A 21,165-nucleotide genomic window follows, 5' to 3' on the forward strand; every position below is an offset into this window, starting at 1 on the left:
ATATGAGCCTGCACGACGAAACCGAAGCCGATACCCGCGCCGAGCGCATAGACCCCGTCCTTGCGGCGGCGGGCTGGGGACAGAACGGCTCTAAGGTTCGGCGTGAAGTCATCTGCCCTGGGCGCATCCAATCGGGCGGCACGCGCGGCAAGGGGCTGTCTGCTGATTACGTATTGATCCATAAGGGCCAGAAGCTTGCCGTGTTGGAAGCCAAACGCGCTGGCGTCAGCCATCGCAACGGCGTCGGTCAGGCTAAGGACTACGCTACCCGTCTCGGCTCGCGCTATGCCTACGCCTCGAACGGTCTGAACTGGTATCAGATCGATATGGCCAGTGGGGCTGAGGGTGACATGGACTTGCCCTTTCCGACTCCCGAGGAGTTGTGGGACCGCACCTTTGTCGATCAAAATGATTGGCGCGAGCGTTTCGGCGCGGTGGATTTCGAGACGGATGGCGGCAAGTGGGAGCTACGCTATTACCAGCACAAGGCCATCAATGAGGCGCTTGAAGCCGTCGCCAAAGGCGACCGTCGCATCCTGCTGACACTCGCGACAGGGACAGGCAAGACCTCCATCGCGTTCCAGATTGCGTGGAAGCTGTTCCAGGCTAAGTGGAATCTGACGGGCGAGCCTGTGCGCCGCCCGCGCATCCTGTTCCTTGCCGACCGCAACATCCTCGCCGATCAGGCTTACAACGCCTTTTCCGCCTTCCCGAACGATACTGTAACACGGATCGACCCTGACACGATCCGCAAGAACCGCGGCAAGCCGCCCAAGAACGCGAGCCTATTCTTCACAATCTTCCAAACCTTCATGACCGGTGACGGGGACCCGGTTTATACCCAGTACCCATCCGACTTCTTCGATTTCATTGTGATCGACGAGTGCCATCGGGGCGGGGCCAAGGACGAAAGTGAGTGGCGGCGTCTGTTGGAATATTTTGAACCGGCTACTCAGCTTGGCCTGACCGCTACTCCTAAACGCAAGCTCAACGCAGACACCTACGCCTATTTCGGCGAACCGGTATACACCTACGCGCTGCGCGATGGGATAGAGGACGGTTTCTTGACACCTTTCAAGGTGCGTCAGATGGCCAGCACCATTGATGAATATGTCTATGATGGCACCGATGATGTTATCGCGGGTGATATAAATGTGGGAGATTCGTTCACCGAGGATGACTTCAACACCCGGATCATCATTGAAGACCGCGAGTTAAGCCGCGTTAAGGAGTTTATGAGCCAGATGGATCAGCGCCAGAAGACCTTGGTCTTCTGTGCGACGCAGGATCATGCGGCATTGGTGCGCGATTTGATCAACCAGGTGAAGGACAGCACGAACCCCAATTATTGTCATCGTGTGACAGCGAATGACGGCGCTGTGGGAGACCAGCACCTCCGCAACTTCCAGGACAACGCAAAGACCATCCCCACGATCCTGACAACATCCCAAAAGCTGTCGACCGGGGTCGACGCGCTCAATATCCGCAATATCGTGCTGATGCGCCCGATCCGCTCAATGATCGAGTTCAAACAGATCATTGGCCGGGGGACGCGGACCTATGAAGGCAAGGATTTCTTCACAATCTGGGATTTCGTGAAGGCGCATATGAACTTCAGTGATCCTGAATGGGATGGCGAACCACTGCCACCTGACGAACCGCCGAATGGCCCTCGACTACCTCCAACAGGTCCACCCGAGGACGAGCCATCGGGTGGGGACGGAGGAGGCCCGGATGATCCGCCGCCACGCGAGAAGATCGAGGTGAAGCTGTCTGATGGCAAAGTTCGGAAGATTCAGTACATCAAAACGACGACCTACTGGAGCGCCGATGGCAAGCCGATTTCAGCGGCGGAGTTCCTGAAATGTCTCTTTGGCGAGTTGTCAGGAATTGTTGCTGATGAGGATCAGCTTCGAACTGTCTGGAGTGACCCTGACAACCGTGAGCACTTCCTTAGGCAGCTTTCGGACCGTGGATACGACGCAGACCGTCTCAGCGACATACGAAGGCTTGTGGACGCCCCTGACAGCGATTTATTCGATGTTCTAAGCTATATCCTGTTCATGAACCCACCTAAGACGAGACAGAACAGAGCTGAAAATGTCCGGTCAGGCGGGATGGCCAAAACGGATGGCGAATTGAAAGACCTCTTGTTAGCCATTCTTGCAGCCTACGAGGCAAGCGGTGAAAGCGAACTTGCATCGAAAAAACTAGGCACATTTCTGACTGCCCGATATGGAAGTGTGAACGAGGGTAAAGAGAAATTAGGAGGCCTCGCTGCAATCAAAGATGCGTTCCGATCAATGCAAGCAACGCTCTATTCTGATTGAGCGGTTTACTAAGAGAACCGGTCAGTTGTGTATGAGTGCATTTCACCCAAGGAAATTTCCTGGGATGAGTTGCCACTTCGAACGTAGAATCGTTCCTGAGGTTGGCCGTTCTTGTCCTTCAGTTTGATAATCACCGGATTTGAAGCAGGTTGCACGTCGACCTGGCAGATTTCTAGCTCGCCGAACTCGGGGAATGCGACACGGATCTTGCTCGTCACGAAGCTGGTTCCGAAGGAATTGTTTAGCAGGTTCCTGAGATGCAGTTCGTACTTGTCGCGGTCAGCTTGGCCGAGGGAGTGATAGTCCCCTTCAAGGCCCAGTATCTCACCATCGTCTTTGACTCCAATTAGCAGGGTGCCGCCCTGGCTGTTCGCAAATGCGGCAACCGTTTTTAGCACAACATCTTCGAGCTTCTTGTTGACGGTTCCTTCAACGTAATCCCAGCGCAAGGAAGACTTAAATTCGAGCTCTTCTCCTTCACCTTCGGCGATCATATCCTCGAGCGTGATCGGAGTTTCTGAAGGTCTTGTATCAGTAATCCCCTCCAGGAAAGCATTAAGTTCCTTTGCTAGAATTTTGCGTCGCTCTTGTAAGAACTGTTCATAATTCTCAATTTTCCATAGTTCCGGGTCCTCTGGAATGCATTGTAACTTTAGCCCATTGGGGAACCTTTGTTTTACATCGGCTAGATAATCCTCTGCAGCCTTCATCCCTTTTGATCTGTTGGCATACTTTGTAATAATTGCCCGGTTCGTGAGTTCCTGCGCTAAGGAGTACTTCAACCGATTGTCCCTGCCATAACCTTCGGCCTTGAGACGTGAATATGGAAATATGTGATCGTTCTCAAGTGAATACTTCTTCCCCATCGTCTGCCTCAACTCGACGCCAGTTGTGAAGCAAAACGCCCCTTTGCTTTTCAAATACCAGCGCAACAATCCGAACAGTGGGTGCGAGATCGAGCGCGCAACAAACTCCTCAGGGGTGATTTTAAGTCGACGTTCCTCTTCAATGACTGCCAGCAATTCATCGAAGGGGTTCTCGATATCCCTCACAACTCTGAGGTCCCGGTCCAACTTTTGCTGAAGCTGGCTAATATAGCGGGTTCGGATTTGTGAATAGAAGAACCACTTTATAGCCTTTCGGATCTCGACATCGTTAAGATGCTTCCCCTTCTTTCCGAAACAATAAGTGATAATTGGAACTAGCGCGTAGACCGAGTTTATTTCGTCTGTGTGATCTATGTAGGCATGGGACTTCATTAAACTAACAACATAGTCGAGGACGCTATCGTCCAGGAGTTTCCAGGCATCCCGGATAGTTGCGCTGTTTTCCACGCCATGTAGTTTTTTCATATCCGAGCCGAGGTGGTACATGCATCCCAGCAGAACATAAACTACGAAATCGAGCTTGAGTACGAACCCTTGCTTTTGGAGTTCGGTCAGTTTGCGTTTGAAGATATCTCGCGCTTCGGGCCAGTAGCCTGAGATTTGTGCCAAGGCCAATTCAGCGTCCGTCAGTGACACTCCGCTAGCATTGACCTTATAAAAAATGTCTATGGCTTCCCGCACTGTTGCTCTTACCGGAACTGTTTGCTCTGGAAATTCGCGGGCAAGAATGTTTTCGATGGCGCGCATGTTGTCATCCAAAAGGTCGTCCCTCGCGCGATTGACATCTTCCCCCTTTTCCTCGAGGCCACGGATAATATCCTTGGCCCTAACTTTGCGTTGAAAGACATCTGTGATGTTCTGCCATCGTGGATCGTTCTCCATTTTGGTCTTGGAGAAGTATTCCAATTCGAGTGTCTCAACATTTACGTGGAGGCCTCGAGTGTCATTCAGTATCTCTGCTGCCGTGTAGTAGGGAGGAACCTCCCCTTTGATGAGCATGTAGAGTGTCGTTAGGCGCTGCTGGCCATCCAGTAGTATGCGGACGGCGCCCTGTTTCTCATCATACTTGTACGGCCCTTTGAGTTCTGGGGGATTGCTCGTTTCCCAGGTCAGCATTGTCCCTGTCGGATAATCCTTAATTAGGGAGTCGATAAGTTGTTTGGCATCCTCTCTCTTCCAGACGTATTCCCGCTGAAAGGCAGGAACAAACAATTGATGCTCATCGATCTTATCTAGTGCCGTCGAAATTTTCATTTTGCCCCCCGAACAGTCTTCCCTTATCCGTCAGACCTTACCGACTAAACTACCTATAGTCTACGGTGAGCTATGGCAGCGTGGTTGAGAGCAACGCAAAACTTGGTGGAGTGCTAGTGGTGACGAAAGCATTTCGAAAGACTCAATGAACGCTTTATGCGGAATAGTGTCTGAAGTGCTCCATGAAATCTAAACTTGTTGTTAAAAACACTAGTAACCCTGCCGTTGAGGGTTTCTTTGATCTGGCAAAATGAGCAGGAATTTGTCCTCAGCCATGCAGAACTGATGGCAAAGCTAGGTATGATGCTTTTGAACAGATCGATATATTTTATGACAAAAGGCAAAAGAAATTGCAGAACTGCTCCCCACTCACGCATTCTTTAACCGGCAAATTTTACTCATTCCGCCAAGGGCCCAAGTGATTGAGCCGCCGTGTACTGGCCTGTTCTCGGAGGCGAACTTTAAGAATTTCGCGAATCCCTTCGATCCATAAAGATCCGATGGAAATCGGATTATCGTTGTCTTCTAACTCCCAGATGGCAAAAGCTGAAATTAGTACGGCTGCATGCCGAGGAACACGATCGATTACGTCGTCGAGGATAGGATAGAATGTCTGATCCCATGCACGATCGACTTGGTCATCATGCGGCCTTTCCTGAACTTCGTGGCACCATTCATCCCAAAGCGTCTTGTAGGCGTAGTCATCGCCGTAGATTCCCGATGCATGAATACGTTGAAGTCTGTAGACCACGCGTCGAACAAGCGCCTCAACTTCAATTCTTGAATAAGCTCGCAGAGCTTCATGCGCGTTCTCGAATGCCACAAGCCAGTCGTTGTTTTCCACTATTCGCTCTCCAAAGAGATAATGTGGACGCCGCCTAGCCAGCGTTGCTCAAATACTCGGCTAGCCGCGCCCCAAAATGCCCTTCGGTAGATACCGCTGATTGCGACATATGATCAAATTATCTATTTCCCAGTTCGTCTGGCAACCTCACGCAGAATCGCGTCCGTGGGAACGCTCGCAAGTTCGGTATGCGCTGCTCCAATGTTCTCGATTACACGGAACTGTTCGTCTACTGACAGACCACCATAGGCATTGTAGGTCGTCATTGCGTGATCGTGGCCAAGGTTTTGGCTAATCGCCTTGAACTCTCGCTGGGAGCAATTTTCCTGCGCCCAAGCGACAATGGTTTTTCGGAAGATGTGTGGATGGTAGTAGGGTAGATCGACTCTATGGAATGCCGCTTTGAAGATCTCCCGGACCGGTTGGGCATTCGCCCAATGCGCCCGTGATAGACCGTTGACCTTGAAGGTCATCGTATCCGGGTCGTTTTCAACCAAGGTTTTAGGGAACAGCGGATCGTCTGGCTTCATGAAAAGCACCTCGTGGGTATGCTGAAGCCAATCCAATACAACTTCCTCCGCCTCCGGCATAACCTGACCAACAAAGCGCGTATGGATGGGCTTTCGACGCTTTGTGCGGACATGCTTGGGATTCTGCCAAACCGTTTTCCGCCCAGCGTCGACATCCTTAATCTTTAGCGAAACTAGCGCGTCGTCACGAATACATGTAATCACGGTGAAGGCGAAGAGAGCCTTGTCCCGTTTTTGGATATCCGTGCCAGACGGCATCGCTTCTAGGGCCTTCGACAGTTCGTGCAGTTTCGGTGCGGGATTTTCTCGTGAGGCGCGCCCGGCGCGGTTCTGATTGTCGGACAGGCGGAGATACTGCACAGCTCTTCCGTCGACTTTCCTGACGTATTGTGGATGGATAGCTAGCCACTCGAAGAACTCCCGGAGGACATGGAGCGTCGACCGCATCGTCGAAACGCTGAGGCTCTGACCTTTCTGGTTTGTTCGCTTCTCCAACCAGGCCTTGAAACTCTTGGCCTGCTCGGCATTTAGGGACCGAAAATCGGCGTGGTCCGAAAACTCCTCAAATAGGTTAATACTGCTCCAAACGGCCTTCACCGTCTTCGAATCTCGGCACTTTCCATGAAGAAGTGCCTCCTCATATTGCTTTTTTGCGACCTCATTTTTTGGATTGTATTCAGCCATCACTGGTCTCCTTCGTAAGTTTGAGAATTACGAGGCCACTCGCTCGCACCACTATGGTCGATGATGGATGCGTTCTTGCCGTGGTATAGGGGATGGCATTCGGACCAGTTCTTGCCGCTCACGACCTTATTTAGGCAGGTTCCACACGTGGCACATTGCCCCCTAACGCGGATACTTCCGTTAGGGAGTTTCTCTGCCCAAAGAGAATTCATAACCGGGTTTCTAGGTGAGCGGCACTTGCAACAATAGACCTCATTTTCACCGCAGGGCTTTTTGTTCCGCTTGTTCAACTTCATAAGGAATTGACGCAAGTCGCTGCTGTGCAGGAAGTATTTCTTTGAGCCTGGAAGTATTGTGAGGCCTTCTTCCCGGATCCATCGGAATACAGTATCCGGGGTTAAACCATACAACTCTGCCACTTCATGGACGGAGTATGTATAAGCCGTTCGCAGTATTTGAAGGGAATACCGATTCCCACGGGCCACCTCAACGCGCCCCCTTTGAAGCGACGAGGGCCCTAATGTCCTCCACACGCCAAGCGGTGACTTTTGGTCCAAGCTTAACCGGTTGCGGAAAGATTTCTGCCTTTACACCTGCCCACCACGTTGACTTGCTAACTGGGAAGATCTTAAGGATTATAGGTAATCGGACGAAGCCTGTTTCTGGAAGTGAATAGTCGTGCATCTGTTTGTCCTCGTTCAGCCAATGTTGAGCAGAACCTATGACGAACGATGTGGTCTAGAATAGATAGTCAGGTTTAAAAAACTGACCCATGGAAGAACTTAAACCCACCCACCCCCTGTGTCGTATTAGCAAATTTAAACAGGTGTCTAAAAGGGATCTGAGTCTTTGTAATCCTCGGTAACATTTTGATTTATATCATCTTTACTGTCAGGTGACAGGTTGTCCTGAACCTGTATGTGGGTTGGTGTCTTTGAAGCACCCCCTTCGGGTTTCCAGTTCGTTACTTTTGCAATTTGATCAATGGCTGCAGCGACGGGGTTTCCGTCGCTGCCGGTTAATCCAAAATCATTTGCATGTTCCCGCAGCCATTTTTCCAGTGCCTGCTTTGGTGTCTTGCCGTTTGTTAGGGTAGGATCGGAAGTGACCTTCTCCCAAGCTGTAATCGCAGCGGCTAATTTTGGAGAGTAAAACTCATTTTCTGGATCAAGGTATTCCCGCGATTTACTGTCATTATGAACGAAAAAACCATCCCGGAATCCTCGATGACTAAGCAATCCCCTCAAGGATTCGACGTCAACGCGAGACAGCGAGATATCAACTGCGCGAAAATTTTCAAATCCGTCTCCCTCATATGTTTCGTAGAGAATAGTGCCTTTGACTTGATCATTGACTAGCCAATCAATAAGGGCTTCCTTCGACGCTTCATAACCAATTGGTCTTAGGTTGGTTGCTTTCTGTTCAACAAACTTCATTTCACCTGACGGATCTTCTCCAATCATAAGTAACGCTGCCTGCAAAATCGATAAGCGGTCGCATAACCGCCAATAGTCATAACTGTCCATTAAACCAATCTCCCCCTCTAGACTTTTCCAATGATAGCAGCCGGAAGTTTCTTTGTTAAAGGATAGCTATAAGTCGATGATCACATAGCCTTCAACCATTCCAAGGCTTCCAAAGAATCCATAAAATCTAGCAAACTTAATTCGGGCGTATTGTGATAAAGCGCCGTGCGACCCAGTGATCGATGAAGTAGCGTGTAACTGCATTCGGCGATTTAAAGGCACTATCCCCGATCAAAAAGGGTTCGGAAGACCTGAGAAAGTTTTTAAATTTAATTTTAATGGGGGACTGATTGGGGGTCTAAGTAAAATTCTGTGATTGTAAATAATTGATAAAAAAGGAAAATTTAAAATAAAATGGCGGACAGGGTGGGATTCGAACCCACGGTACGGTTTCCCGCACGCTAGTTTTCAAGACTAGAGCCTTCAACCGCTCGGCCACCTGTCCGCTGTTCTGAGGGGTGAGCTGCCCATCAGGTGGCGGTGATTAGCATTATCGGGAGTGATCTATCAAGCCTGGATCACAGAAATTGTAACATTCTGTGCATTACTGTGTCTGAATGGGCAATTGCAGGTTGTCCAGGCTTTCAACGGGTTCGCCAAAATAGGGGCCGCTGCACAGCGCACCATCAATTTTTGACAACATCCGGGCGGCGGCGGATTCCAGGACGCCATCAAAGACGATTGAGATATCATGTTCGGCACAGCGATTGACCATGCCCGCCAGCATGCCAAGGCCTCGTTTCAACTGGTCCAGATTGGTCACAAAGCTGGGATCCAGCATGATGTAATCGGCGGGCAGGGCTTTCAGTTTTTCTGCCGTGACCGCGCCCACATCTTTGCCATACAGGGCGATGGAGAAACCGGCCCGGCGCAGGATATTGAGTGCCTGAACCTTTTCCCAGGGGATCTGATCCAAACCCGACAGGCGCAGGATAACGCGGCGCTGCGGGGCGCGGCTTCGGAAATCCAGCAGCATGCCGATCACATTGATATCCAGCAGGGAATGAATGGCGACATTAACCGCAACGCTGATGGAATCGACATCTGGATGGGTCAGAATGTACCGGCACTGGGCAATATCGACCTGGGTGCGCAGGTCCACATCCTCTTTGGTCAGCTTTAGAATCTCCGCGGCGCCCAAACCATCATCATCCAGATTTGCCCGGAATTCCGCGATCAGGTGATGCACGGTCCAACTTGCAATAGTGCAGACCGGCGCAAAGGCACAGGTCAAAACATCATCGGCCAGACACCTGTTTAACAGCGTTGTACGGGTTTCCCGCAGATCCAGATAGGACGCCTGACTGTCGGCCAAAGTATCAAAGATGACGGAATCGATTCCCGTATCGGCAAATTGATCAACGGCATGTTCCAAGGCCGTGCGAATTGCATCCGTTTCCATAGTCTCTGCGTCCAAAGCCACCGTTGAGGTGCCAATAGCAAGAGCCATGCCTTCCGGATCGATGTCTTTGGCATAGGATTCAATTTCCGTGCGCAGACTGGATAAATCGGCATCCCGATTGTGGACCAGCCCGTATTTTCCGCGATCAACGCGCCCCAGAGAATCGCCGCCCAGGCTTTCGGCCTTTAATCGGGATTCGATGCGATCGGTAAAACGGCGCATCCCTTCCGCATCCAGGCCGGAAATCGATCCCAGGCGCCCGACATCGCCAATATCGACAAATGTCATGTCAATATCGGCCTCATTCTGCGCGGCACTGTCGATTGCACGTTGCACCGCGCCCACAAAGCCGGTGCGCGAATTTTTGGATTGGGGGCCATATTCCATGCGCGGATCCTGCACGAAATTCAGCCGGTAGAGATCGTTAAAACTTTGCGGTTTCCCGGTTACCTCAAACCCACTGACTGAGCCGGTTCGACCATCGCGCATGAAAAAGATGCTGGGCGGCATGAATTCGCGCAATGCCGCATGGACCAGAATTTCACTGACCGCGAATTGCGATTCCTCTGCGGCGAATTCGACAATGGAATGGCCTTCCAGATCTTCCAGACTAGAACCCAGCCACCGATCCGCATTTCCCCGGGCCATGGATATGCGCCCGCTTTCATCGATATAGGCCTGGAATGTCCGCCGTTCCGCATCGCTGTCGGTATGGTCTTCTTGGCCGCTCATCTGCGGGTGCTGTTCCTGTTGCTGTCAGAGTGTTTTGATATTGTGAGTTATACCAGCATAAGGGGGCAATCAATTATCAATTGGCGATTCGTCGCATTTGATATTCCCGCAGTGTTGTATCAATTCAGAAGGGTCAATAGTAACATGACCTTGCGACCGGGTCTTGCAGTTCCAATCTGCAATGCCGTATGCGTAACAGTCCCTAGAAATTAAAGGCAGAAAAGCCAATCATGAGAAAATTCATCACCATCGGGTCGATTTCCCTGTTCATGGGCCTGGGCAGTGTCGCCCCTGGTTTCGCTCAGGACACCACAGTTGCGCAGGTTTCCACCGTTCCTGCCGACACAGTGCCGTTTGTTGTCTGGCTGGAGGGGGTGAAGGCCGAAGGGCTGGCGCGCGGGCTGAAACAAGCAACCCTGGACGCAGCGCTGGATGGGGTCGAACCGATAGAGCGCGTGCTGGAACTGGACAAGCGACAACCGGAATTCACCCGGACATTCTGGGGATATCTGGAGTCCTTCATTACCCAAGACCGGATTGATCGGGGTAAGAAACTGTTGGTGACGCATGCGGATCTGCTGGAACGCGTCGCCCGGCAGTATGGCGTTCAGCCGCGGTTTCTGGTTTCCTTCTGGGGAATGGAGACCAATTTTGGGGATTATACGGGCGGGTTCCCTGTGATCGGCTCAGTTGCGACCCTGGCCTATGATGATCGCCGGGCCGCGTTTTTCCGGGCAGAGCTGTTTCATGCGCTGACCATCCTGGATCAGGGGCATATCAGTGTGAAGGATATGAATGGATCCTGGGCCGGGGCCATGGGGCAGGTGCAGTTCATGCCATCCACATTTACCGGCTATGCGGTCGACGGCAATGGCGACGGGCACAAGGATATCTGGACCAATTTGCCCGATATCTTTTCGTCTGCTGCCAATTACCTGTCCCAGATCGGTTGGGACGACACGGAAACCTGGGGGCGGGAAGTTCAATTGCCCGACGGATTCGATCTTGATCTGGTTGATCTGAAAGCGCCGAAGCCGATTTCCGAATGGCAGGCATTGGGTGTGCGGCGCGCCGATGGACGGGACCTGCCACAGGCGGATATCGAAGGGGCCATCGTGCTGCCGGCCGGGGTGAAGGGACCAGCCTTCCTGGTCTATGGAAATTTCAATGCGATCATGACCTGGAATCGCTCCATCTATTACGCGCTGGCAGTTGGATATCTGTCTGACAGGCTGGACGGGAAGGGCCCGCTTGTGGCGCAGAAACCTGCGGATGATGCGCCGCTATATCGAAAGGATGTCCTGGACCTGCAGTATCTTCTGACAGCGGCGGGATTTGACACGGGCAAGCCGGACGGGATGGTCGGGCCAATGACCCGCGCTGCAGTCAAAGCCTATCAGAAGGCCAACGGCCTGCCGCCAGATGGATATCCGACGCAGGATTTATTATCAGATCTGCGGAAGCGATAGGGGGAGACGAGAGCATGCCGGATCATGGGGCGGTTGATAGGAGCGTCAGTGTGCCAGGGGTGTTAAGACCAAGTATGTCAGCAAAAAGACGCTTCGCGGGGCGCATTTCTGTTCTTGCCATTATTTTGATGGGGCTGAGTGGATGTGCTGAAATGCAATTTCTGTCCGAAGCGTCCAAGCAGGTAAACGGAACTGTTTCGCGGCCGCCCAGCGACCCTAATATGCCGGATTTGGGCAGCCGTTATAAGATTGGCAATCCCTATCAGGTTGGCGGGATCTGGTACTATCCTAAAGAGGATTTCACCTATGCGGAGGAGGGGATCGCGTCCTGGTATGGGCCAGGATTCGATGGCAAGCCCACGGCCAACGGCGCTATTTTTTATGAAAACAGGGTATCTGCCGCACACCGAACCCTGCCAATCCCTTCTATGGTGCGGGTGACAAACCTGGAAAACGGACGCTCCATAAAGGTGATTATCAATGATCGGGGGCCATTCGCGCACAGTCGGATCATTGATATGTCGCGCCGCGCCGCTCAGCTTCTGGGGTTCGAGCGCAAGGGGACAACCCTGGTTCGTGTCGAAATGCTGGAGCAGGAAAGCCGCCAATTGGTAGCAATGCTGAATGGGGGCGGTGTCGTGGCAAACAACACCATGCCTCCAATCGCGTCCAGCGCACCGGAATCTCCTGCCCCGGCTGCGGCCCCGACAGCCCAGGTCAGTGGCGAGGATTTAGCCCCGCCGCCGGGCGTTGCCGTCTCTGAACCCAGTCAGGTCGCAAGCGCCCCCCAGGCGCCCGCAGACCCGGGAGAGCGCCCTGCAATCGTTGAACAATCGCTAGACAGCGGTACAGTGGAACAGATGCCTGTGGAGCCCAATCCGCATGTCTTCATTCAAGCCGGTGCCTTTGGGCAGTATGACAATGCCAATCGGGCGCGATCCATGCTGGGCTATCTGGGTCCGGTCATCGTGGAAGAGATCACACGATCTGAAACGCCGCTGTTCCGGGTGCGGATCGGCCCGTTGGCGGATGATGATAAGCTGGAATCTTTGTTGGTTGCGGTAATTCAGGCTGGCTATACGGATGCTGCGATTGTTGTTCCGAAGAAATAGACGTGATTTTGTCAGGATCCTGCCTGGATTTCGCCCCCGTGCTTGGGCACACTAAGGGCCGCCGCATACTTTAGGGTGTCGCATGGCAGTGTTAGGGTTGCCAATGTCGGCACCGGTATTCAACAGTTTGCCCGTTGTTAACGTTTGGAGGAACAATGTTCTCGCGCCTCGCCAAAATATCATTCGCCGCGCTTTTTTTGTCTGTCGGGTTTCTGATTGGCATGTCGGTGCAACCCAGTGCTGCACAAAGCAATGTCTATGACCTCGATACCAAAGCCAAACAGATGATATTGGTCGACTTCAAGACCGGAACAGTACTGTCGGGTAAGAACCAGGACGAGAAGATGTATCCGTCCTCCATGACCAAATTGATGACTGCTTATCTTGCGTTTGAACAATTGAAAAACGGAACATTGTCTCTGGATGATACGTTTTCTGTCAGCAAGAAGGCCTGGGAAACGGGCGGGTCCAAGATGTTCGTGCGGGTCGATACCCGTGTGCGGGTCGAAGACCTGTTGCGCGGGATTATCATCCAATCCGGCAATGATGCGACCATCGTGGTGGCAGAGGGGTTGGCGGGCAGTGAAGAGGCCTTTGCCCGTAAGATGACCGACAAGGCCCGTGAGCTTGGCATGATGAACACCAATTTCAAAAATGCCAGCGGCCTTCCAGACCCGGACCATTATACAACGGCGCGTGATCTCGCGACTCTGGCGGCCGCCCTAATCCGGAATTTCCCGGAATATTATCATTTCTATTCTGAGACGGAATTCACTTTCTCGGATATCACTCAGCAGAATCGCAATCCGCTTCTGTATCGTGATGTCGGGGTGGATGGGCTTAAAACCGGCCATACGGAGGCTGCGGGCTATGGTCTGACCGCTTCTGCGGTGCGCAACGGACAGCGGTTGATTGTTGTCGTGAATGGGTTGGAGTCCACCCGCGAACGGGCACAGGAGCCAGAGCGTATTCTGGATTGGGGCTTCCGTGAATTCGGAACCTTCCCCCTATTCGCTGCCGGTGAAACCGTTGCCGATGCGACCGTCTGGCTGGGTACGGAAGCCCGCGTGCCCTTGATCGTGCAAGAACCTGTTTCAATCGTGATGCGTCGCGCCGTGCGGGATGACCTGAAGGTCACGCTGAAAACCCAGGAACCGATTGCCGCCCCGATTGAACCCGGCAGCGTTCAAGGCGAACTGGTGGTATCTGCGCCCGGCCTGGATACGATCACCGTACCTGTCGTCGCAGGGGAACCCGTGGAGCGTCTGGGATCGTTTGGGCGGCTGCAATCGGCCGTGCAATATCTTGTGTTTGGTGAGTCCGGTCAGTGACAAATACGCCTGAGCCCTTACGTGGAAAATTCATTTCCCTGGAGGGGGGCGAGGGTGCCGGTAAATCCACGCAATGTGAGTTGCTGGCAAGTCATCTGCGCAAACGCGGGCTGGACGTCGTGCTTACGCGAGAGCCGGGCGGGACACCCGGTGCACAGGCGATCCGTGAACTGGTCGTTTCTGGGGCCGGGGATCGATGGAACCCGATCAGTGAAGCATTATTGATGTATGCGGCCCGCCGGGATCATGTGACGCGGTTGATAGAGCCGGCTTTGGCTGGGGGTTCTTGGGTTGTTTGCGACAGGTTCAGTGATTCGACTATGGCCTATCAGGGGTATACGAAGTCATTGGGTCGCGACTGGGTGGAAACGCTGGATGCGCTTGTTTTGGATGCATTTCGGCCCGACCTGACGCTGCTGTTGGATATTGATGCCAATACCGGCCTGATGCGCGCTGGTAATCGTGGTGGGCCTGACCGGTTTGAGAAGCTGGGGCTGGATTTTCACGTGGCGCTGCGCGAGGCGTTCCTGGATATCGCGCGCCTGGAACCAGATCGCATTGCGATAATTCAAGCAGATCAGACAATTGAGGCCATTGCTCGTGATATTGAAATCGCGGTGTCTCAGCGCTTGCTGTCCCGGGATCAGGCATTATGAAAAAGCCTCTCGATGAGGATGAAATTGACCCCTATGCGCCGCGTCGAAATCCGGACCTGTTCGGGCATCAAGAGGCGGAAACCACGGTTGCGACTGCCTGGGAGTCGGGGCGTTTTCCCCATGCCTGGCTGGTCTGTGGGCCGCAGGGGATTGGTAAGGCGACCCTGGCCTATCGCATGACCCGCTGGGTCCTGGCGGGTGGCGTTTCGGATCAGGGGGGCGGTATGTTTGGCGATGCGCCGCCCAGCCTGTACCTGCCGCCGGAAGCCGGTACCTTTCGCCGCGTTGTATCGGGCGGACATCCTGATTTTCGTGCCTTGTCCCGGCCAGAGGGTAAGGCCAGCATCCCCGTCGATGATGTGCGCACAATTCTGAATTTCATCCATCAGACCCCGGCAGAGAGCGCCTGGAAAGCAATCGTCGTTGATAGTGCCGACGAATTGAATACGTCGGGTGCCAATGCGATCCTGAAGGTGCTGGAGGAACCGCCGCCCCATACGATGTTTGTGCTGGTCAGCCATGCGCCAGGCCGGTTGCTGCCAACCATCCGGTCGCGTTGCCGAAAGCTGGTTCTGTCCCCATTGAGCGACGATATTATGCTGAAACTGCTGGCCCAGCACGCACCGGAGGTTTCTGAGACCGATGCGCGTCTTTTGGTGCAACTGGGGGAGGGCAGCATTGGCACCGCCCTGGATTATGCCCAGGCGGGCGGCATTGATCTGTATCGCGCAGCGATGGTTCTGTTGTCCAATCCGGCCCAACCGGATGCCAAACAACTGTATGGTCTGGCCGATATGTTGTCGGTTAAGTCAGCCGAGCAGAGCTATAATGCCTTCCGCACAATGCTGGATTGGTGGATGAAGCGGGCAATCCGCGCGCAGGTCACGGGGGAACGCCCGCCGGTCGTGCTGAAGGAAGAAGAAAAGGCCCTGGATCGCTGGGATGCGTTGGGCGGCCTTGAAACCTCCATGCAGCTATGGGAAAAGCTTACCGGCCTGCTTGCCCAATCGGACAATCCGGCCAATCTGGATAAACGTCAGTTGATCGTATCCGCGTTCCTGGAAGTCCAGAAGGCGGCGGCTCAGCGGCACTGACACTTTGGTGAGCCCGAACTGGATCAATATGACGCCCGACCCTAAGAAGACTTTCTATATCACGACTGCGATTTCCTATGTGAATGGACCGCCCCATCTGGGTCATGCCTATGAGGCGATTTCCTGTGATGTGATCGCCCGGTTCAAGCGGTTGGATGGCTATGACGTGATGTTCCTTACCGGCACCGACGAGCATGGTCAGAAGGTGGAAAAAACGGCCAAGGCCAAGGGGGTCGATCCCATGGCCTTCAGTGACGGCATTTCCGCCCAGTTTCAGGCGATGGCGACAGAGTTGAACATCTCCAACGACGACTTTATCCGCACGACGGAACCCCGCCATTTCGCCAGCGTTCAGGAGATATGGAAGCGCATCGCCGATAAGGGCGATATCTATCTGGATAAATATGCCGGCTGGTATTCTGTCCGGGACGAGGCGTATTTTGGCGAAGACGAGCTGACCAAAGGCGAGGGGGAGAATAAGGGTAAATTCTTCGCCCCCTCTGGCGCCGAAGTCGAATGGGTGGAGGAGGAGTCCTATTTCTTCCGCCTGTCAGCCTATGGCGACAAGCTGCTGGCGCATTACGAGGCATACCCGGATTTCATCCTGCCGCATTATCGCCGCAACGAAGTGGTGAATTTCGTGAAGCAAGGGCTGACGGATCTGTCCGTCTCTCGCACCAGCTTCAACTGGGGCATTCCGGTGCCGGGCGATGACAAGCATATCATGTATGTTTGGCTGGACGCGCTGACCAATTATATAACCGCGACCGGTTTCCCTGACGAATCCTCTGAAACCTATAAGAAATTCTGGCCTGCCGATATTCATGTCATCGGCAAGGATATCATGCGGTTCCACACGATTTACTGGCCTGCCTTCCTGATGTCCGCAGACCTGCCGTTGCCCAAGAGGGTGTTTGGGCACGGTTTTCTGAATATCGAAGGCCAGAAGATGTCCAAATCCTTGGGCAATGTCATCACGCCCCAGGCGATTGTTGGTGAATTCGGGCTGGATCAGGTGCGCTATTTCCTGATGCGCGAAGTGCCCTATGGCAATGATGGGTCGTTTTCCAAGGAAAGCATGGTCAACCGCATCAATTCCGATCTGGCGAATGATCTGGGCAATCTGGGACAGCGGGTTCTGTCCATGATTGCCAAGAATTGCGACGGCAAGGTTCCAACACCCGGCCGGTTCACGCCGGAAGATGAGGCCTTGATGTCTGCTGCCACCCAGGCGTTGGTTGATATGCGCAATCAGATGGATGCCCAGGCCATCCACAAGATGCTGGAAGCGATTTGGAAGGTTGTGGGTGACGCCAACCGCTATGTGGATGCCCAGGCCCCCTGGACCCTGAAAAAGACCGATTTCGCGCGCATGGAAACGGTGCTGTATGTACTGGCCGATGTCATCCGTGTGCTGGGCATTTATGTGCAATGTGTCGTGCCGGCCTCTGCCGAGACCTTGCTGGGGCAGTTGGCCGTCCCCATGGATCAGCGCGGCTTCGCTGATACCGATGCGCGTCTGGTGCCGGGAACAGCATTGCCAACCCCATCGCCCGTATTCCCACGCTATGTAGAAGCAGAGGAGGCGTAAGCCTGATGCTGGTCGATAGCCATTGCCACCTGGATTACCTGCAGCGCGACGGGCGAGACCTGAATGAGGTTGTGGCTGCCGCGCAACGGGCCGGGGTTGGAACATTGGTGACAATCTGCACAAAGGTGCGTGAATTCAATGTGATTCGTGGTATCGCTGATGCGCATGATGAGGTGTGGTGCACCGTCGGTATTCATCCCCATGAGGCGGAAAAGGAACCTGAGGTCACGACTGAACAACTGGTGGACTTCGCCCAGCATCCAAAAGTCGTCGGGATTGGGGAGACGGGGCTGGATTACTTTTATGAACACAGCCCCCGGGATATCCAGAAGCGCAGCTTTCGCGCCCATATCGCGGCGTCCCGAGAAACAGGTCTGCCGCTGATCGTCCATACCCGCGATGCCGACGAGGATACGATTGAAATTCTGGAAGATGAAATGGCCAAGGGCGCATTCCCCGGCGTCATCCATTGTTTCAGCAGCAGCAAATGGCTGGCGGAACGCTCTGTCGCCATGGGATTTGCGATTTCCATCTCCGGCATTCTGACCTTCAAATCTGCGGAAGATATCCGAAACTCCGTTGCAGCGGTGCCATTGGAAAACCTGCTGGTTGAAACCGACTCCCCCTATCTGGCCCCGGTGCCAAAGCGGGGGAAACAGAATGAACCGGCCTATGTCGTGCACACGGCGGAAAAACTGGCGGATCTGATGGGGGTTACGGGGGAAGAACTGGCAACCCGCACCACGGATAATTTCTTTCGCTATTTCAGTAAGACCAGACGCCCTGGAGCAACCGCATGAAGGCGCGGATTTTGGGCTGTGGCTCCTCTGGTGGGGTTCCGCGTCTGGGAACCGGTTGGGGGGCCTGTGACCCGAAAGAGCCGCGCAATCGCCGGACCCGCTGTTCCCTGTTGATCACAGACGGGGATCGCCGCATCCTGATCGACACCGCGCCGGACATGCGGGAACAATTGCTGCTGGCCGATGTGCATTCTCTGGATGCCGTGTTCTACACCCATACGCATGCGGATCAGGCGCATGGAATTGATGACCTGCGTGGCCTGTCTTTGTTAAGCCGCAGTCGGGTCCCCGTCTATGCGGTGCCAGAAGTCATGGACTTGTTGAAAGACCGCTTCAATTATTGTTTCAAACAGGTGAAGGACTATCCGCCCATCCTGGATTCACATGTCCTGGAGGGGCCGGTGGATGTCGCCGGGTTTCCGGTCACACCGTTTCAGGTTTGCCATGGATCGATTGATGCCACGGGCTATCGCGTTGGCGATATTGGATATATTCCGGATGTGTCGGACATTCCTGACGATGGCATGGCGATTCTGCACGGCGTATCGGTGTTGATTGTTGACGCCCTGCGGTATCGTCCCCATCCCAGTCATACGCATTTGGACAAGACACTGGCCTGGATAAGGCGGATACAGCCACAGCAGGCTATTCTAACCAATATGCATGTCGACCTGGACTATCGTACCCTGGTGCATACATTGCCTTCCGGGGTCATTCCGGCCTATGACGGGTTGGAAGTCGAGGCTTAAGAAACCACTCTGTACGGGAGAATTAAAATGGCGAAAGTTGCATTCATCGGTTTGGGCGTTATGGGCTATCCAATGGCAGGCCACTTGAAAACCAAGGGTGGACACGATGTAACCGTCTATAATCGCACCTTCGCCAAGGCGGCCAAATGGGTGGAAGAATTCGGCGGCACCGCCAAGAAAACCCCACGGGAAGCAGCGGAAGGGGCAGATATTGTCTTGTGCTGTGTCGGCAATGACAATGACCTGCGCGGTGTCATTCTGGGTGAGGATGGCGCATTTGCAGGGATGAAGGCCGGCAGCATCCTGGTAGACCACACCACGGCCTCAGCCGATGTCGCGCGGGAGCTTTATGCAATTGGCAAAGAGCAGAAGATCGGGTTTATCGATGCGCCTGTTTCCGGCGGTCAGGCTGGCGCTGAAAATGGCGTGCTGACCGTGATGTGCGGCGGCGATGAAGATGTCTATGCCAAGGCAGAAGGCGCGATCAACAGTTTCGCGCGGTCCTGCCTGTTGATGGGTGAGTCCGGGGCTGGACAATTGACCAAGATGGTCAATCAGATCTGCATCGGCGGATTGCTGCAGGGCCTGTCTGAGGCGATGAATTTCGGCTCAAAGGCCGGTCTGGACATGGAAAGGGTGATCAACGTCATTTCCAAAGGCGCAGCCGGGTCCTGGCAGATGGAAAATCGCGGCAAAACCATGGTCGATGGTAAGTTCGATTTCGGGTTCGCGGTGGATTGGATGCGCAAGGATCTGGGTATCTGTTTGGCTGAGGCCAAAAACAATGGCGCCCGCTTGCCGGTGACCGCTCTGGTCGATCAGTTTTATGCCCAGGTTCAAGGGCGTGGCGGCAATCGATGGGACACATCCAGCCTGATTCATCTTTTGGCGAATGACTGATCGGTGAATAGGGATTAAAGTCCCTGCCATGACAGATTGGTTACAAAAAACGAGCGACTGGCTGGTCACCGAAAGCCTGAAGGGCACACGGGCCGACCGCCTGATGAAACGTCTGTGCGAACAGATGGTTGAAGGCGGAATTCCCTTGATGCGGGGGGCCATCGTCTGTGGTCAACTGCATCCCCTGTTCAAGGCTTTTGCAGTCAACTGGAATCGGGAAGAGGGCCTGGTCCGGGACAGATTCAGCTATGATTCCGAGAACAATCAGGCCTGGTTGATGAGCCCCTTGAAGGCCGTTATGTCGACGTCCCGTCCGGAAATACGCGCGCGCCTGTATTTGGGGGAGGGCGTGAATGAGTTTCCGGTCCTAAAGGAATTTAAAGAACGCGGTTTTACGGATTACTTATGCATCCGCACCGGCTTTTCCCTTCCCGAAGAAACGGCATTGGCGAATATGGATGGCTGTATTGCGACATTTACCTCCGATGCGCCAGGGGGTTTTTCAGATGAGCATATCGCCGCGATCAAACGCTTGTTTCCGCGTTTTGCAATGGCCCTGAAGACGTATGTCCGGGAAACCACGGCGCAGAATCTGGCATCGACCTATTTGGGCAGCCATGCGGGCGACCGGGTTTTGAATGGTCACATGCAACGGGGCGATTGCGAAAAAATCCGCGCCGCTGTCTGGTTTTCCGATATGCGGGGATCAACTGCGACCGCCGATTGGATGGAGCCAGAAATATTTCTAGATCGCCTGAACCGCTATTTTGAGTGCACGGCAGGCTCTGTCCTGGACCATGGCGGAGAAGTGCTGCGCTTTATCGGGGATGCCGTTCTGGCGATTTTTCCAATCAATGGGCCAGGCGGCGCGGAACGGGCTGGGCGCATGGCCGTAGCCGCCGCAAAAGATGCCGTTCTTCGCATGGATGCAATGAATAAGAACCCACCAGAAGATGATCCAGATCCGATCCAGTTCGGTCTGGGGCTGCATGTCGGTGATGTTCTGTATGGCAATATTGGTGTACCGGAACGGTTGGAATTTTCGGTGATCGGCGCAACGGCCAATGAATCGGCTCGATTGCAGGATTTGACTAAGACTCTGGACCGCCAGATTGTCGCCTCAGACGCCTTTACTGCCCTTGTTGCCGCCAACTGGGAAGCCATGGGCAGCCACCGCCTGCGCGGCGTCAGCGACCCCCAGCCGGTTTATGCCCTGACGCCCTAGAAGCATCGGATCAAGCGTCCATATTCTCACCACCCGCACAGATCTCTTC

The 21,165-nt window shown here is 53.8% G+C and carries 17 protein-coding genes and 1 tRNA gene; 11 read left to right on the forward strand and 7 right to left on the reverse strand.

The window, feature by feature from the left end; translation table 11 throughout:
- Positions 1 to 2: 2 nt before the first annotated feature.
- Positions 3 to 2,330: an EcoAI/FtnUII family type I restriction enzme subunit R gene (hsdR, locus tag ACOSDM_RS07825; protein ID WP_420723939.1), complete on the forward strand. Its 2,328-nt coding sequence runs from the start codon at positions 3 to 5 to the stop codon at positions 2,328 to 2,330.
- 8 nt (positions 2,331 to 2,338) lie between these two features.
- Here hsdR and ACOSDM_RS07830 read toward each other — a convergent pair whose 3' ends face one another.
- The 7 genes from ACOSDM_RS07830 to ACOSDM_RS07860 all read right to left on the reverse strand — a co-directional run bounded on the left by ACOSDM_RS07830 (position 2,339) and on the right by ACOSDM_RS07860 (position 10,189).
- Complete coding sequence (locus ACOSDM_RS07830; RefSeq protein ID WP_420723940.1) at positions 2,339 to 4,471, reverse strand: GmrSD restriction endonuclease domain-containing protein; 2,133 nt, start codon at positions 4,469 to 4,471, stop codon at positions 2,339 to 2,341.
- Between the two features lie 394 nt (positions 4,472 to 4,865).
- Positions 4,866 to 5,315 carry a hypothetical protein gene (locus ACOSDM_RS07835; protein ID WP_420723941.1) on the reverse strand — a complete coding sequence of 150 codons (450 nt, stop codon included), beginning with the start codon at positions 5,313 to 5,315 and terminating at the stop codon, positions 4,866 to 4,868.
- A gap of 122 nt (positions 5,316 to 5,437) precedes the next feature.
- Positions 5,438 to 6,529, reverse strand: coding sequence for a site-specific integrase (locus ACOSDM_RS07840; protein ID WP_420723942.1), 1,092 nt, complete (start codon positions 6,527 to 6,529; stop codon positions 5,438 to 5,440).
- A 486-nt stretch (positions 6,530 to 7,015) separates the two neighbouring features.
- Positions 7,016 to 7,213, reverse strand: a complete 198-nt coding sequence (locus ACOSDM_RS07845) for a helix-turn-helix transcriptional regulator (RefSeq protein WP_420723943.1) — start codon at positions 7,211 to 7,213, stop codon at positions 7,016 to 7,018.
- A 146-nt stretch (positions 7,214 to 7,359) separates the two neighbouring features.
- Positions 7,360 to 8,055, reverse strand: coding sequence for a hypothetical protein (locus ACOSDM_RS07850; RefSeq protein WP_420723944.1), 696 nt, complete (start codon positions 8,053 to 8,055; stop codon positions 7,360 to 7,362).
- A gap of 355 nt (positions 8,056 to 8,410) precedes the next feature.
- Positions 8,411 to 8,500 (reverse strand) — tRNA-Ser (locus ACOSDM_RS07855).
- Between the two features lie 99 nt (positions 8,501 to 8,599).
- Positions 8,600 to 10,189: an EAL domain-containing protein gene (locus tag ACOSDM_RS07860; RefSeq protein WP_420723945.1), complete on the reverse strand. Its 1,590-nt coding sequence runs from the start codon at positions 10,187 to 10,189 to the stop codon at positions 8,600 to 8,602.
- Positions 10,190 to 10,419: 230 nt separating this feature from the next.
- Between ACOSDM_RS07860 and ACOSDM_RS07865 the strand changes: the two genes are divergently transcribed.
- The 10 genes from ACOSDM_RS07865 to ACOSDM_RS07910 all read left to right on the forward strand — a co-directional run bounded on the left by ACOSDM_RS07865 (position 10,420) and on the right by ACOSDM_RS07910 (position 21,116).
- Positions 10,420 to 11,658, forward strand: a complete 1,239-nt coding sequence (locus tag ACOSDM_RS07865; protein ID WP_420723946.1) for a lytic murein transglycosylase — start codon at positions 10,420 to 10,422, stop codon at positions 11,656 to 11,658.
- Between the two features lie 74 nt (positions 11,659 to 11,732).
- Positions 11,733 to 12,770 carry a septal ring lytic transglycosylase RlpA family protein gene (locus ACOSDM_RS07870; RefSeq protein WP_420723947.1) on the forward strand — a complete coding sequence of 346 codons (1,038 nt, stop codon included), beginning with the start codon at positions 11,733 to 11,735 and terminating at the stop codon, positions 12,768 to 12,770.
- A 155-nt stretch (positions 12,771 to 12,925) separates the two neighbouring features.
- Positions 12,926 to 14,101: a D-alanyl-D-alanine carboxypeptidase family protein gene (locus ACOSDM_RS07875; RefSeq protein ID WP_420723948.1), complete on the forward strand. Its 1,176-nt coding sequence runs from the start codon at positions 12,926 to 12,928 to the stop codon at positions 14,099 to 14,101.
- A complete protein-coding gene (gene tmk / locus ACOSDM_RS07880) occupies positions 14,098 to 14,757 on the forward strand; it encodes a dTMP kinase (protein WP_420723949.1) in 660 nt (219 codons plus the stop codon). The genes ACOSDM_RS07875 and tmk overlap by 4 nt, the downstream gene beginning before the upstream one ends.
- Positions 14,754 to 15,851 (forward strand): DNA polymerase III subunit delta', encoded by a 1,098-nt coding sequence (locus tag ACOSDM_RS07885; protein WP_420723950.1) that lies wholly within the window; start codon positions 14,754 to 14,756, stop codon positions 15,849 to 15,851. The genes tmk and ACOSDM_RS07885 overlap by 4 nt, the downstream gene beginning before the upstream one ends.
- Before the next feature lie 28 nt (positions 15,852 to 15,879).
- Entirely contained in the window at positions 15,880 to 17,442 is a 1,563-nt protein-coding gene (gene metG, locus ACOSDM_RS07890; protein ID WP_420723951.1) for a methionine--tRNA ligase, read from the forward strand.
- A 5-nt stretch (positions 17,443 to 17,447) separates the two neighbouring features.
- The gene (locus ACOSDM_RS07895; RefSeq protein ID WP_420723952.1) at positions 17,448 to 18,242 is read left to right on the forward strand and encodes a TatD family hydrolase; all 795 of its coding nucleotides are present in this window, start codon (positions 17,448 to 17,450) and stop codon (positions 18,240 to 18,242) included.
- Entirely contained in the window at positions 18,239 to 18,991 is a 753-nt protein-coding gene (locus tag ACOSDM_RS07900; protein ID WP_420723953.1) for an MBL fold metallo-hydrolase, read from the forward strand. The genes ACOSDM_RS07895 and ACOSDM_RS07900 overlap by 4 nt, the downstream gene beginning before the upstream one ends.
- Before the next feature lie 27 nt (positions 18,992 to 19,018).
- Entirely contained in the window at positions 19,019 to 19,891 is an 873-nt protein-coding gene (locus tag ACOSDM_RS07905) for an NAD(P)-dependent oxidoreductase (protein WP_420723954.1), read from the forward strand.
- A gap of 28 nt (positions 19,892 to 19,919) precedes the next feature.
- Positions 19,920 to 21,116, forward strand: coding sequence for an adenylate/guanylate cyclase domain-containing protein (locus ACOSDM_RS07910; protein WP_420723955.1), 1,197 nt, complete (start codon positions 19,920 to 19,922; stop codon positions 21,114 to 21,116).
- Positions 21,117 to 21,165 lie beyond the last annotated feature (49 nt).

The sequence above is a fragment of the Hwanghaeella sp. LZ110 genome, from assembly GCF_048892525.1.
Classification (GTDB): domain Bacteria; phylum Pseudomonadota; class Alphaproteobacteria; order UBA8366; family Aestuariispiraceae; genus Pacificispira.